The organism is Desulfoglaeba alkanexedens ALDC (assembly GCF_005377625.1).
GTDB classification, from domain to species: domain Bacteria; phylum Desulfobacterota; class Syntrophobacteria; order Syntrophobacterales; family DSM-9756; genus Desulfoglaeba; species Desulfoglaeba alkanexedens.
In genome coordinates, this window is the sequence record NZ_CP040098.1 from 2,692,477 (window position 1) to 2,706,750 (window position 14,274).

15 protein-coding genes are annotated in these 14,274 nt (G+C 56.2%); 1 reads left to right on the plus strand and 14 read right to left on the minus strand.

Annotation, left to right across the window (positions count from 1 at the left end; all coding sequences use genetic code 11):
* Positions 1-146: 146 nt before the first annotated feature.
* From FDQ92_RS12170 to FDQ92_RS12200, 8 genes are all read right to left on the minus strand, one after another.
* Positions 147-1,283 carry a hypothetical protein gene (locus FDQ92_RS12170; protein WP_137425144.1) on the minus strand — a complete coding sequence of 379 codons (1,137 nt, stop codon included), beginning with the start codon at positions 1,281-1,283 and terminating at the stop codon, positions 147-149.
* A gap of 21 nt (positions 1,284-1,304) precedes the next feature.
* Positions 1,305-2,441, minus strand: coding sequence for a recombination-associated protein RdgC (gene rdgC / locus FDQ92_RS12175; protein ID WP_137425145.1), 1,137 nt, complete (start codon positions 2,439-2,441; stop codon positions 1,305-1,307).
* Positions 2,442-2,647: 206 nt separating this feature from the next.
* Positions 2,648-2,776: a hypothetical protein gene (locus FDQ92_RS16000; protein WP_281276820.1), complete on the minus strand. Its 129-nt coding sequence runs from the start codon at positions 2,774-2,776 to the stop codon at positions 2,648-2,650.
* A 176-nt stretch (positions 2,777-2,952) separates the two neighbouring features.
* Positions 2,953-3,489 carry an RNA polymerase alpha/RpoL/Rpb11 family protein gene (locus FDQ92_RS12180; protein WP_137425146.1) on the minus strand — a complete coding sequence of 179 codons (537 nt, stop codon included), beginning with the start codon at positions 3,487-3,489 and terminating at the stop codon, positions 2,953-2,955.
* Positions 3,490-3,623: 134 nt separating this feature from the next.
* Complete coding sequence (locus tag FDQ92_RS12185; RefSeq protein ID WP_137425147.1) at positions 3,624-4,481, minus strand: aminotransferase class IV; 858 nt, start codon at positions 4,479-4,481, stop codon at positions 3,624-3,626.
* On the minus strand, positions 4,481-5,884 hold the full coding sequence (gene pabB, locus FDQ92_RS12190) for an aminodeoxychorismate synthase component I (protein ID WP_246041708.1): 1,404 nt from the start codon (positions 5,882-5,884) through the stop codon (positions 4,481-4,483). The genes FDQ92_RS12185 and pabB overlap by 1 nt, the downstream gene beginning before the upstream one ends.
* Positions 5,881-6,555, minus strand: a complete 675-nt coding sequence (locus tag FDQ92_RS12195) for an anthranilate synthase component II (RefSeq protein ID WP_137425148.1) — start codon at positions 6,553-6,555, stop codon at positions 5,881-5,883. The genes pabB and FDQ92_RS12195 overlap by 4 nt, the downstream gene beginning before the upstream one ends.
* 153 nt (positions 6,556-6,708) lie before the next feature.
* Positions 6,709-7,047, minus strand: a complete 339-nt coding sequence (locus tag FDQ92_RS12200; RefSeq protein ID WP_137425149.1) for an RNA recognition motif domain-containing protein — start codon at positions 7,045-7,047, stop codon at positions 6,709-6,711.
* Positions 7,048-7,447: 400 nt separating this feature from the next.
* Between FDQ92_RS12200 and FDQ92_RS12205 the strand changes: the two genes are divergently transcribed.
* Positions 7,448-7,870: a multiheme c-type cytochrome gene (locus tag FDQ92_RS12205; RefSeq protein ID WP_137425150.1), complete on the plus strand. Its 423-nt coding sequence runs from the start codon at positions 7,448-7,450 to the stop codon at positions 7,868-7,870.
* Between the two features lie 270 nt (positions 7,871-8,140).
* Here the strand turns inward: FDQ92_RS12205 and FDQ92_RS12210 are convergent, their stop codons facing one another.
* The 6 genes from FDQ92_RS12210 to FDQ92_RS12235 form a co-directional block, all read right to left on the minus strand.
* On the minus strand, positions 8,141-8,539 hold the full coding sequence (locus FDQ92_RS12210) for a hypothetical protein (RefSeq protein ID WP_137425151.1): 399 nt from the start codon (positions 8,537-8,539) through the stop codon (positions 8,141-8,143).
* Between the two features lie 257 nt (positions 8,540-8,796).
* Entirely contained in the window at positions 8,797-9,537 is a 741-nt protein-coding gene (locus tag FDQ92_RS12215) for an ABC transporter ATP-binding protein (protein WP_137425152.1), read from the minus strand.
* A 1-nt stretch (position 9,538) separates the two neighbouring features.
* Positions 9,539-10,291, minus strand: coding sequence for an ABC transporter permease (locus FDQ92_RS12220; RefSeq protein ID WP_137425153.1), 753 nt, complete (start codon positions 10,289-10,291; stop codon positions 9,539-9,541).
* A gap of 66 nt (positions 10,292-10,357) precedes the next feature.
* Positions 10,358-11,386 (minus strand): ABC transporter substrate-binding protein, encoded by a 1,029-nt coding sequence (locus FDQ92_RS12225; RefSeq protein WP_170180338.1) that lies wholly within the window; start codon positions 11,384-11,386, stop codon positions 10,358-10,360.
* 19 nt (positions 11,387-11,405) lie between these two features.
* Complete coding sequence (locus FDQ92_RS12230; RefSeq protein WP_137425155.1) at positions 11,406-12,728, minus strand: nitrogenase component 1; 1,323 nt, start codon at positions 12,726-12,728, stop codon at positions 11,406-11,408.
* 29 nt (positions 12,729-12,757) lie between these two features.
* The gene (locus FDQ92_RS12235) at positions 12,758-14,266 is read right to left on the minus strand and encodes a nitrogenase component 1 (RefSeq protein WP_137425156.1); all 1,509 of its coding nucleotides are present in this window, start codon (positions 14,264-14,266) and stop codon (positions 12,758-12,760) included.
* Between the last annotated feature and the right edge of the window lie 8 nt (positions 14,267-14,274).

The following is a 14,274-nucleotide window of genomic DNA, read 5'->3' on the forward strand; positions in this document are numbered from 1 at the left end:
CGGCGAATGCTTGGAAGGCGTCTCCAGGCGGCTGGAAAACGTACCGGTTCTTGGGATCCCGCGCCCCAAACGGCCAATAATTCTACGCCGGGACGCGCTTTTTGCCAATATTAAGATTTTACCACGGCTCGCGCACCGGGGGAATTTCAACTCCCGCATCCCGCCGGCGAGGTCCGGTCCTTTTCCGACGCCCCCGCAGCGGGACAGCCCGTGGCGCTCTTCGCCGAACCGCCGCTCAGTCCGGCCAGTTCCCGTTCCAGCACCATCCTTTTCCGCTCCGAAGCATGAGGGTCCTCTTCGAGCATCTTCCGGATCCCCTTCCGATACCATTGGATTCCCATACGAGTCTTCGGCAGGAACGCTTCCACCGCATCGGGCAGGCGGCCGTTGGCCACGTTGTCCACCACGCTCATCCTGGCTTCCGCGTCCAACAGCGGCGCCCGGGCGGTGAAAGCCGCCCACAGGCGCCATTCGTCCGACGAGGGACCGCCCCAATGCCGGTGGAGGTGGTAGAGTCGATACAGGAGGAGCGTGAGTTCCCGTTCCTCCTCTTTCAAGAAAGGACGCCGGCCGTAGATCCGGATCGCTTCCCTTCCCACCTGCTGAATGAAATGGGCGTGAAACCACCGGAGCAGGAGCACCGAGCCTTCCCGGCTCAACTCCCGGCCGGCCCAGTAGACGGGGTTCTGGATGTTTTTGAGGTGAATCGCCCATCGGACCATACGATAAAGGTGCCGGTGCTTTTTGAGGGTCTGCACCAGAGGACTGTCCTGGAATTTCCGGTAGGTTTCATAGGCCTTCTGATATTCGTTGAGGCGTCTTTCGGCAAGGAGCCGAAACGGGCCGAACCGCGTCAGGCGAATGATACGGGTGTTCACGCGGCGTGCGAGAAGGAGCGATTCCAGAAGCGTCGCTTCGTATTCCGGCTTCGGCGCGTCCGGGTGGTAGACGGCGGCGACGGAACAAACGACCCTTGCGGCTTTTTGGAACAAGGCCTCGAATCCCACGTCCAGGTCGGCCGGTGAAACGTCCCAGACTTCCCGCCGGAGCTCTTTTACCAGCTGCAGCGCCCGTCGGTCCCGTTCGTCCAGGGCCGCCGATTCGCCGAAAGCGTCCAGGTCTTCGACGCCTTCTTCGATGAGGCGCTGCCATGAGCGCTTGAGCCGCCACCGGAAGAAAGCGACGGCCGCGAACACCAGGATCGTGGCCGAAAGGAGACCGATACTCAGCCAATGGGCCCAGGCGAAGTCGTAAAGGGCGTCGATCGTCAGTGGGGGTTGCATCTACCTGGAGCCACCACGGGCCTAAAACGGAGGGGAATCCGGCGCATTCCCTTCGATCCACCGTTTGAGCTGAGGAAGGGCGTCCGATTCCCAACCGGGATTCAAGCGAAGCTTCAGGAACTGGAGGAACAACGCGTCGATCAGCGTGAGGAATTCTTCCAGGAAGTACATCGTTTCCAGAAAACGGCCCTCAGGGTCGTTTGCTTCGTGTTCGGACGACTGCCTGGGGATCTTCAGACCCTTGACGCCCCACAGGTCCCGGTCCATCACCCACTGGTAATCGTTGTCGCCGACCCGGGCCGCCATCTGGATCTCTTCCACCAGTTTCCCCTGCTGCAGAGCGGTCCGCGCTTCATGTAGGGCGCCCGCCTGCGTGGTGCAGATGATCCGTTCCCTGCCGTCGTCCTGGCGGCTCAAAACGATCCGTTCGCCCAAGGTCAGTTCCGCACTCCGGCCTTCATCAACGGCCGCCGTACCGCCTCCGGCTTCAGTGAGAAACCAGAGCCAGGTGAGGAATTCGTAGCCGAGAAAGCGCCCTTCATGCATGGCGTGAGGCGACTTCAGCGGGACGAGGGATGCCAGGTGGTCCTTTTCCCCCGCTGAAAGGGGCAGCAGATGCATGGCCCACTGGGCATGGTAGAGCGGCACGGGGTAGAGCCGGAAATGGCGTTCAAAATGCTCCAGGAAGCCTTCAATCATCTTGAGGCTGGTGGTCCCCACAAGCAGCCAGTGGCGGCTCGGATGCCAAACCACATCACAGCCTGAGGGCTGCGGCAGCATCCGGGCGATGAGTTCGTTTCGGACGTCTTCCCGGATCTTCTGGCGCTCCAGCCGGGATGGCCCGCGCCCTTCATGTTCCTTGCGATAGGTCTGGACCGCCTGCCTCACGTGCTGTTTGAGAACGATGGCGGACACCTTCCGCTGGTCGACTCGATAGTGGAACGCGGCGTATTCTCCCCGGTGATAGCTCGCGAACTCGAAAGACGAATCGAAAAGGTCGTCCCAAGAGGCAAAGCCGGCGGCCGATTCGGCTCCTTCAGGAAAGTCGTCGAAGCGCCCGGCCTTCAGGCTTTCGTCGACAAAAGTCCAGAAGTCCTCCACCGTGGGTTCGGGGACAAAAAACCGCGTGAACGCAGCCGATGCCGATTGGATCGTCATGAGTGAACGCTTTCCCGCTTTCGGTTAAAAAGATCTGATGACGGGAGGATGCGCCGGCGATACTAGGGTGCCGCCCGTCACCGCCGATCGCCCCTGGGGGGCGGGAGTTTCATTGTAACCCGCCGAGGGCGTTTGGGCGCGCCGGCGGTGTCTCCCGCAGCCCCGATCCGGAATCACCCGGACAGGAAGGAAGCCGGAACCCGGGGTCACTTCCGCTTCGATTCCCCGGCCGCCTGAGGCAGGAGTCCTTTGGCTCGAAGCTTTTTCCGCTTTTCGCGGCGCCGCCGGCGCCGCTCCAATTCCCGTCGTCGTTCAACCTTCTTCTGGCGTGCCACCTTCCATCCTCCCACTGTCAGCCCATCCAACGAAAAAAAGAGCCGGACTCCAATCGGCCGGCCGCGCCGTCGGGTTCGCGCACCTCGACAAGGCGCTCTTCTATTAACGGAACCCGTACCCACCGTCAACGGGAATCTCCGCCGGGTGAGTTCCGCTTCGCGTTCCCTCAGGCCCTTCAGGAACGGGTCAGGAAGGTTTCCATCGCGCGGCAGTCGCTGAAGGCGGCGAGCACTTCCTTAAGGCCCTCGATCTTGCGATCCTTGAGCAGCTCGTAGGTGAGCGCATGCACGCGCCGTTCCTCCTCTTCCCGCTCCCGCAGCGCCGCATCGTAGCGCTGGACGAATGTGGCGAACCGGATGACGTGGATCAGTTCGTGGGCCACGATATAGGCGGCCAGGGGAAGCAGTCGGATCTTCGGGTCTCGCCGCAGGACGTTCAGGATGACATGATCCTGGAGGCAGATCTTGAAGTAGTCGCCGTGACGGCTGGCCAGCGGTTTTTCGTCGGGATGACGCGTATAGCGCAGAATCTGGGCAAAAGCGAAGTCGGTGACCTCATCCACCGCCAGTTGGCACAGCGACTGGATGTCGTAGCGGTATCGCTTCCAGTCCGAAGTGGAGATCCGGTAACGATCACCGATCAATTCTTCCGAAATATCGATCGCGTTTCGAAGTACCTCGATCTCTTCGAGACTGAAAGGAACTCGTTCCATGCGAACCTGTTCGCCTGCGATAAATAGGGCTGTTCGTTCCGCGGCGCCCGCCGGGCGGTCGAAAGTGACCGGTTCCTCCCTCTAGCACGATTTTCGTAATTGAGTCAAGCACATGCCTGTCATGAGGGCGCCGTTCAACATGGAACTGATGCGAACAGCTCGTTTCGAAGCGAGGCGTCCAGGGCGCCGCCTTTCCATTTCAGGTCTTTTCCGTCGACGGCCGCCGCCGGCATGATGCCCATCATTGAATTGAGGACCCAGATCCGGTCGGCCGAGGCCAGGTCTGCGGGCGAAACGGTGATTCGACCGATGGTGATACCGCGTTTTCCGAGTAGCCCCGTCACCTTGTCCAGGGTGACGCTCGGGAGCTGATACGGGCTTTCCGGAATCCACCATGAACCGCTCCGTTGGATAAGCAGGGCGCCAGTGGCGGTTTCGGCCACATGCCCCTTCTCATCGAGGATCACGGCCTCGTCCTGGCCGGCGTCCAGGGCGGCCTGTCGAGCCGCCAAGTAATACAGGTAATTCAGGGTCTTGTGGCGGGAAAGGGGAGGGGCGAACCCTTCGCGGTGCACGTGGAGCCTCCAGCCTCGGGTGTACCGGGCCGTTGTCGGCGGTTCATAAGGGGCGGCGGTGACAAGGCAGCTGCCCCGCCCGGAACGGGGAAGCCCCAGCTCCGGGCTTTCTCCGCGCGTGAGAACGATCTTGATGCGCGAAACGGCATCCACCAGCCGGTTGGCTTCGATCAGCGATACCATGACGGCTTGCCAGTCCAGGTCCGGCGGTGGCGGAAGCCGCAGAGCGGCCGCGCTTCGCCTGAACCGTTCCAGGTGTTCCTGCAGGTGGAAAATGGTGCCGCGTTCCGCTCGAAGCGTTTCGAAGAGGCCGTCACCGTAGAGTAGACCTCGGTCCAGGGGTGAAATGCGGGCGCGGCCGAGAGGCAGCCGCCGTCCGTTCAGCCACACGAAGGGTTCAGGGGTTGGCTTGACCATCAGGCCTGCTTTCCCTCAAGGGATCGAACGACCTCGAAAAAGGTCCGTCCCTTGTGAAGGGTTTCCTCGTATTCGTCCTGTTCGTTGGAATCATAAACCACGCCGCCTCCAACGGACACGTGGCCGAGGCCGCGGGTGACGACGGCGGTCCGGATGGCGACGTTGAGATCCAGGTTGTCGTGCCATCCCACGTAGCCGATGGATCCCGTGTACACGTGGCGAACGGTGGGTTCCAGTTCGTCGATGATTTCCATGGCCCTGATCTTGGGGCATCCCGTGATGGATCCCCCCGGAAAGGTCGCTCGAAGGAGATCGCCCGCGGTCGTCCCCGGAATCAGGGTGCCCGTAACGATGGAGACCAGGTGGAAGACGTTTTGGTACCGTTCGATCCGCTTATGTTGCAGAACCCGGATACTTCGAGGCTTGCAGACCCGGCCCAGGTCGTTACGCAGCAGGTCCACGATCATGGACAGTTCCGCGTCGTCCTTTTCGCTTTCCGCCAGCTCCCGGGCCAGGGCCGCATCCTCTTCCGGCGTCGAACCCCTCCGGCGGGTGCCCTTGATGGGCCGCGTTTCGATGGTGCTCCCGCGCCGAAACAGGAACCGCTCCATGGACGTGGAAAGCACCTGGTGATCTCCGGCGTTCACGTAGGCGAAAAACGGCGCGGGGTTTTTCTCGAAAAGCGCCTTCCAGAGTCGGATCGGCGGACCTTCCAGCGGGAAAGAAAAACGTTGAGAAAGATTCACCTGGTAGACGTCACCCGCTCGGATGTATCGGCGGATCCGGCGGACCGCTTCCAGGTACCCTTCCCGGGTAAAGTTGCTGGAAAGCCTGCCGGTCCTGAGCGAGGCCAACGGGGCTTGTCCCTGCGCCTCAGGCGCCGGTGCCCGGATCGGAGGGGCGCCGTTGGGGTCGAGCTGAATCTCATGCGCCAGTCCTTCCCGGCGGTCGTGGACCAGGATCTTCGTCGGGAACGCAAAAAAAAGGTCCGGGAGCTCCAAATCGTCACGGGCGGTTTGAGGAAGCCGTTCGATGGAGTTTTTCAGCTCGTAGGCGAGATATCCCACCGCTCCCCCGGAAAAGGGCTCGATCTCCGGCAGATCCCGGGGCGCCGTGGTTTCCAGGGCCCGGTCCAAAAAGGACAGAGGGTCGCCGCGGCCCGTCCAGGTGCCCCCGGCGTACGTCGCCTTGAGGTCCCGGCCCTTGCTTTCGATGACGAGGAAGGGATCGCAGGCGGCGATGGAAAAGCGCGCACAGTCCAAGTCGCCGCCGCTCAAAAGCACCGTGGCGTAAGGCCGGCCGGCGACGGTGAGGGCCTGCTCCAGGAAGGCGTCGTCGCTCATGGGAAATCGCCGCTCCCAGCTCCACGACGGCGCCTTCACGTCAAAGCAACCAGACATCATGACGCGGCCTCTTTGCAGGCCACACCCGGAACCTTTTCCGTCCCCGCAGCCCAGCGGGGAAAGCGGTCCGGGTCTGAGGAGCGTACCGCCGGAACGATTCCCCGGCCTGGATGCAGAGCGAGAAAGTTGGCCACCAGCTCCAGGCCGTATTCGCTCAGAAAGGATTCCGGGTGAAACTGAACCCCCATAATAGGGAGCCTGCGGTGCCGGATGGCCATCACCACGGCGTCTTCGGCGAAGGCCAGCGGGACGATGTCCCGGGACCCGATGACGGCCTGCAGGGAATGGTAGCGTGCAGCCTGGAAGGGGGAGGGGATTCCCGAAAGGAGCCCTTCACCTCGGTGATGAACCAGGCAGCGCTTGCCATGCACCGGCAGTGGCGCCCGGGTGGTCCGCCCTCCGAATACCTCGTTGATGGCCTGCATGCCCAGGCAGACTCCCAAAATGGGGATCGAAGAGCCCAATCGACGGATCACTTCCTTGCTGATCCCCGCGTGAGCCGGATCCTTGGGCCCCGGCGAAATGCAGATCCAGTCGGGATCCAGTTCCCGGACGCCTTCGACGGTTAAGACGTCGTGGCGATAAACGCGGACCTCCAGGTCGAATTCGCCGAAGAGATGCACCAGGTTGAAGGTAAAGGAATCGTAATTGTCGATCACAACGAGTCGCATCCCCATGCCTCCCTCAACAAAAAAAGCCACCCCGCCGTTGAGGCTGGGTGGCTTTCGCCTGGAACATACCTCGAAGTACTGCTTCACCAGAAGGAAACCCCGTCAACCACGCCGTGCGAATCGAGAAGGTTTCCCCGGCGCCGTTGGGGGATTTCAGTACCTGGAACGACCTCCCCTGCCGCGGGGCGGGCCGCCCTCACGGTCGTTTCGGCGGCCGCCGAACCCGCCGCCCCTGCCGCCTTCTTCCCTGGGCCGGGCCAGGTTGACGGTGAGGGTGCGGTCATGGAGCTGAGTTCCGTTGAACATACTGATGGCTTTCTGAGCCTGGGCCTGGGTTTCCATTTCCACGAAGGCGAAACCCTTGGAGCGGCCGGTGTCCCGGTCTTTGATCAGTGTAACCGACGCGACCGTTCCGGCCTGTGCGAACAGGCTGCGCAAGTCTTCCTCCGTCGCATCGTACGACAAGTTGCCCACGTAAAGCTTGTTTTCCATTTCTCTCCGATCCTGGCTTGTTCATGGCTCGATCAATGGTGTGACGGAGGCAGTGCCGGTCTGCGTCACGGGGTCCATGGCGGCGCCATCAAAACGGCGGCCCGCTTTTGCAAAGCGGGGCGTCGATGGCAAGGAGCGATCAGCGTGCTTTGCCGACACGGTCGACCGGCGGAGGGCCTTCGGGAATCCGGAGCGTAACGCGTGGATTTCACGGGGGCTTCTCGACGGATCGTGCTGCGCGGCGAACCGTTCTGATCGGACCTCAAATGTACGATACAGAGCTTTGAAGAGGAACGCAAGCTGAAGTTTGACCGTACGGTAAGTATTTGCACGAAGGGGCTTCGACTTCGACGGATTCTGTGTTGGCGCGGGACCGCGCCGGCGTGCCGAACGCTACGAAATGCTCCAGACCTGCAGCCAGTGCCATTCTCTGAATTTCGCCCGGGCCGAGCTCGAAAAAGGCGACCGTATGATCCGTGAAGCGGACCGGCTCATGGCCGAGGCCATCCGCATCGTTTCCGGCCTGTACAAGGACGGCGTGCTGAAGAAGCCGAAAGCCTACGACTACACCTTCCCAGATCTCCTCACCTTCCACGATGCGCCCACTGTGATCGAGCAGCGACTTTTCCTCATGTTTCTCAAACATCGCATGCGAACTTTTCAAGGAACCTTCCATGCCAACCCGGACTACGCGCTCTGGTACGGCTGGAGTGAGATGGTGAGAGACCTCACCGCCATACGAGAAATGGCGGAAGACCTGGGCGGCAAGGCGAAGCCGTTGGCCAGTATGCAGCAGTCTTCAGTGGATCAAGATAAGCCATGATCTTTGCTGGAGACTTGGCAGCAATTCCCGGAGCGGATGGTCCTTGGATGGAAAGCGGGCGTGAAAGGAGAGTCTTCGAGTGTTCAGCGGACCGTTTGGGGTGATCGAGGGTGCGAACGTCCCGTTCAGGGATGCCACCTCGAGCGTGAGGGTTCACATCCTTGGCTTGAAGGCGCACCTCCGCATCGGTTTTTTGGGTGAAAGGCTCAGGTTCTGCATGGGGGCGATTCCTTTCTCCGCCCTACGAGGTGTTATAGGCGATGATCGGGGTCAGCTCCCATCGGAAAAGACCTTTTCCCACGAAAAACAGCCCGTGCCGTCCAGGGCCAGGATGTAGCGGCCGTCCAGCACGGTCATCTGAGCCAGCGCCTTGCCGCGCTGAAGCCGCGAGAAGATCTCGCGGAAGGCGGGTCGGAACACATAGGGCGAAACCTCATCGAGAATCTCCCGCATGGTGCTCTCGGAAGAGACCTTCTCGATGTGGTAGAGCGCGTGCAGGTTGTGATCCCGAGCCGACCAGCGTTTCTCAAAGGCCGGAAGAGAGGGATCCTTCAAAGAAAACATGGCGAAGGCGCTCATGGCCGCATCCGCAAAGGAGATCTGCGGCCTGCCTTTGCGGGGATCGGGAAACTTTTCGAACTCACGGCGCACCGCCCTCACCAGGGCCATCCGCATTCAGATGCTTGCGAAATCGGATCTTGGAGGAATGAGCGTCTTTTCTGGGCTTTATAGCAAAATAGCCTACCAGAGACGCGGGCGGCTGTCCAGCATGAAACAGCAAAATAGTCGAAAAAATTCGCCTCCGAAACCCCCTTCGGAGCCCGAAATCACCCCCTGGGTTCGCGAAAACCAAATCCTTCAAGGCCCGGTTTTCAAGGCTTTACAGGGGCTCCGGAAATTACTGTGATCTGCTGGACCTGATTTAATTAAGCCGTCTTTACCTTGATCTTAAGATGTTGAGCTCGCACCCGGTTTTTGGCCCCTAGAAAACGCGCCAGAAACTCGGTCCTGGGATTATAAAACAATTCATCCGGGGTATCCGTTTGCTCTATCCTTCCTTCGTTGAGCACTGAAACCCGGTCACCCAGAGAAATGGCCTCGTCCTGGTCGTGGGTGACATAGATTGTGGTTATCCTTCTCTTTTGCTGGATATTTTTAAATTCACCCAGTATTTTCTCCTTGGTCATGGGATCCAGGTTGCTCATAGGCTCATCCAGAAGCAACACTTGTGGAGAAGGTGCAAGGGCCCTTGCCAAGGCCACCCGCTGCCTTTCTCCTCCGCTCAAATTGCTAGGATATCTCCGCGCAAGATCCGCGATATTCATCAAATAGAGCATTTCATTCAGTTTGGTCTCAATCTCATGGACGCACCTCTTTTGCATTTTCAACCCATAGGTGATATTAGAGGCCACATCAAGGTGAGGAAATAGAGCTAAATCCTGGAGCAGGTATCCGACATGCCTCCGGTTAACCGGTATCCTGTCTATCGACACCCCATCGAAAAGTATGGATCCCTCATACTCGATCAACCCGCTGACGATATTCAGCAAGGTTGTCTTCCCTGCACCCGTCGGCCCCAAAAGCACCATAAACTCCCCGTCCACAATCTTTAGGTTTATATTGCGACAGATAAAGTTGCTGATATTTCTCAGCTCAATGGCGGGCATATCATCTCCATTTGCCTGTCAGCTTGTGTTCCATGTAAATGAAGAACCTCTCAAAGGATAGACACATCACCGACAGGACTATCAGGCATACTATGACAATATCTATCCTGATGAGGCTTTCGGCCCTCATGAGCAATGCCCCGATACCGGTGGGAATGGCTACCATCTCAGCGGCTATTATCACCCGCCAGGCCATCCCTGCTTCGAGCCTCAAACCAGTACATATATTAGGAAGGGCAAGGGGCACAAGTATGGTGCTCAAGATTCCTCCTTCAGATGCCCCCAAGGTCTTTGCGACCTTGATAAGATCCTTATCAACGGTCTTGATACCGGTAACGGTGTTATAAAGTACTGGAAAGAACGAACAGATAAATATGATCATGATGGGAAGCATCTCACTTATTCCAAACCAGAGCATCAGGACGGGCAGCCAGCCCACAGCAGGAATAGGATAAAGCAGGCTAAAAATCGGATGAAATGTCTTATTTATACTTTCCTTATAGCCCATCAAAATCCCCATTAACAAACCGGCAATAGACCCGGTGATAAAACCGATCAGGACTCTGGTCAGGCTCTTCAAAAAGTTGGTCGGCAGAACTCCATTGGCGGTCAGATGATAAAATTCGTGCACGACCGCACTAAAGGGCGGGAAAAAGAAATGGCCCGGGATCAGCTCCAGTCTGGCTGCCATTTCCCAGATAAACAAAAAGACAAATACAGGGAACAGGCTGTAAGCAGCTTTTATCCTCTCCATTTAAGCTCCTCGTAATTAGCCGGGTGATTAGGGCGAAGGCTGTTGGATAACTTCTGCCTTCAACCTTTAGTCTATCCACCTGTTTACAAAATCCTCCGCCCTAAATGAGTCTTTTATGTATTCTAATTCAACGCATACCTCTATCGTTTTCTGGATTTCTATTGGATTAATAGCAGTAGTATTAACCAATCTTACCGTTAATGATTTAAATATTGATAAGGGAGTGATCACGATTTTGGAAGCCGCATCAATGGCTTTGACAGGAAATATCTTTTTCCCGGCAACCTGTAATTCTCCGGCAACAATCTCTGCTGCCTCTTCAGGATGACCATTGATAAATTGTGTTGCTCGCTCAGTAACCTTCACCAATTTTTCGACTATATCAGGATACTCATTTATGAGTTCTTCCCTTACCACCAAAACACTGCCCTGCATATTCAGCCAGAGATCTTCTGCCGTCAAAAATACTTTGAACCCTAATTCTTCTGCCATGGTGGGAAATTGCTCAGAAATAAAAGCCGCATCCAATTGGCCCATTTTCAGGGCAAGAAGGAGCTCAGGGGGATTCATCCTTCTGACCTTTTTTAATATTTCCTTCTTGTCTAAGCGGTGTTTTTCTATCATCTTATGCAGGAGTGCATCAACGGGACTGCCTTCTCGAGTGCATCCAATACGAATGCCTTCCTTTTTCAGGTCGCCGATAGTCCTGACTCTGTGAGGATTAACAACAAAGCCATATCCGTATTTATGGATTCCAGCTACAATCTTTATCGGCACATTGGCATTGGCCTTAGCAGTTATAGCCGGAATCAAACAGATGTAAGCGGCATCAATATCACCTTGCGCCAGAGCAACGGCAAGAGCCATGCCGGTTATATAGTATTCATACCTGGCAATGGTTAAGCCTTCCTCTTTATACCAGCCCTTTTTTCTGGCTATATGAGCACAGGCAGAATGAGTAGTAAATTCTACTGCTATGCTGATGGGCTTTGTTTTGGCAGAGACAGGATCTTCGCTGGATCTTCCACGAGCGAGTGCGATGGGACAAACAAGAGAAACCAGCAATACCAGAGATGTCGCCATCAGGCTTTTCATGCTGATCATCCTCCGGAAGCTATAGGTTTAGGCTTGCGAGTTTCCATACCGGGGCATGAACGGCATTATGGACACTAGCGGCAAGATTCAGAAACCCCTTGAAGCCCACATATGGGCCGGCACATTTGAGCTGTGGAAAGAGGCAGAACCCAATGCCGAATTTATGAGAAAGAAATTGTTCTTTAATGCCTCCCATAAAGACATCGGGTCTCAATTCATCAAGCAGGTGCTCCAGATCCTGTTCTGACGCATCGTCTATTATATAGGTGCCCGGGTTAACGTTCCGCCAGGCATCCTTATAAGTAGACGAATCGCCGAATTGAGAGCCTGTAAATGTTACCTCGATTCCCATGTCATCCAGGGCCTTGACAAGAGAGGCCATGCGCGCAGCTCCAAAAAAAAGGGCTGCTTTCTTGCCTTTGAGTCTAGGTAAAAGACGCTCGAGCCCAGGTTTTATGGCTTTATATTCTGTGGCAATGACCTTTTCAGCCTGCGATTCCAGACCGAAGTATTGTCCGATCCTGCGCAGGCTGGCTATGGTCTGGGAAAGTCCCAGGAAAGTGACCTCCAAATAGGGTATTCCATACCTCTTCTGAAGGCCCTCCGTCAAAAAGCGCGCTGAATTCTGGCATATAAGCAGATTGAGTTTTACCCTATGCGCAGCAGTGATTCCCTCATAATCCGCATGACCAGTAAAGACGCAGCGAACCCTTATGCCCATCTGTTCCAAAAGGGATTTCAAGACCATGCTCTCGCCATTGATGTTGTAGTCGCCGATGATGTTTACGTCGTGCAACCCCGCTTCCGTTCGTTCACCCTGGCCGACCAGGTGGTCTAAAAGGGATTCAAAGGCGATCCTATGACCGCTTGCCTGACTGTCTCCTTTAAAACCCGGGCAGTTGACAAAGATGACCGGAAAGCCGAATTCCTTTTCCATCTCTTTGCAAATACCGGCTATGTCATCACCAATAATGGCCGCGCTGCATGTGGCATAAACAAAGCAATACTTTGCATGAGGCATGACGGCCCTTGCCTCTTTAAGTGTCCTTATAAGTCGTTTACCGCCGCCGAAGACGATATCCTTTTCTTTCAAGGCAGTGGAAAACACACGAAAGGGCCTGCCTCTCACGGTGCCGCCATAGTAGGCGCAACCCACAGGCCCGTGCACTATATGGATAGCGTCTTCCAATGGGGCGAGCATCCAGCGCGCCCCGTAAAATGCACAACTGCGCTGTGTGATTTTCCCCGGGGTAGATGGACGGCTGCAGAGGGGAAGATCGGCGCCGTTTTTCCTTTTTTGGACCAAATGGGTCCCGATATTGCAATTTAGGCAATCGTTCATTTTATTCACGCCTTTATTCGGATAGAGATCTATTGGTGTATGCGATCATCCGGGAATTTGCTGTCCAGGAGCGTATTCACTATGAGGTCAAGCAGGTACTCGCCTCCCCGGTAGCCCACGTAGGCCCGGCGCTGGTAGCCGACGCGGTCGTATATTGGAAATCCGATACGCACCAGCGGCGCATTCGCTTCTTTTGAAATATTTGCAGCCTTGGAGTTGCTCAGGATCAGATCGATCTTGTTCTTTTTGATATATTCCTCCCATTCAAACATGTCGCTGCCGTTTAAGATGACCGGCTCGAAATCATATTCATGTACTGTCTCCCATACATCTTTGACAAACTGTTTGCTTTCCGTCCCGCTTCCAACGATTACCGGTACCATGCCCAGTTCGCAGGAAAACCTTGAGGCCGCTGCGGCGATGTCAGGATCTCCGTATATAGCCACGCGCACGCCCATGGTATAGTGAAAGGTGTCAGCCATCGCGTCAATCAGGATGCCGCGTTCGTCCTTTATCTCATCCGTAATAGGCTTTCCTGTTATCTCCGAAAGATTTTTTATGAAGGAATCGGTGTAGCGTATACCTAAGGGCATTGGGCCAATTATAGCCGGCACCTTGAACCGCTTCTCAAGGTAGGTTGCGCCGGCTTCTCCTGCATCATGACAGAGGGCGAATGTGGCCAGAGAGCTTCCCATATCGACAATCTCTTCAACCCTGGTGCCTCCCTTGGGATAATAGGGCATGGATTGGGGCAGGCGCAGAGGGCAATCAAGCGTTCCGGATATGTCAAACAGGATGGTACCCTCTATATCCATCAACTTAAGGATGTGTTTTATCTCCCTGATATCCCCGGGGGTGATCATGCCCGGGATGATATTTACCTTGTTGTTCGGGGAGCTCCGTTTGGCCAGAGTCTTTAAAAATGCGGCGGACGCCCGGTTGTATCCCTCCACATGAGAACCGACAAAGCTGGGGGTATGAATTATAATGAACTTGACCTCATCAAAGATATCGGGGCCGAATTCCTCTTCCAGACTGTCTCGGGCCTCCTCCAGAAAACCTTCCATGTCGTCCCCGATGATCTCGCTTGAGCACACAGTGACAATGGCAATGACCTCGGGGTGGTAACGGATGATAAGATTGCGCAATCCCTCGATGAAGTTCTTCCGCCCGCCGAATACCGCCGTCTCTTCATGAAAGGAGGCCGTAGCGATAGAGACAGGCTCCCTGAAGATACGGGAGAAGGTATACCGTGGATAGGTGGTGCAACCCTGTGCGCCCTGGACAAATGGGATGCATTTATGGACCCCCACGCCCGCCCACAAGGCCCCAAACGGCATGCAGATGCGGCCTGGATCCATAACAAAGGATCTATTTGATGAAGGAATGATATCCTGATCCGGCGCCTGATATTCAGGACAGATAGGCTCCTTTTCTATATACATTTGATCATATGTAATGCCCTCAATAGGGATCTCGGGCAAGGCGTTAAGTTCTTCTATGGTGAGCCTTCCATTCAGTTTTAAAGATGTAGTCATGGTATTCC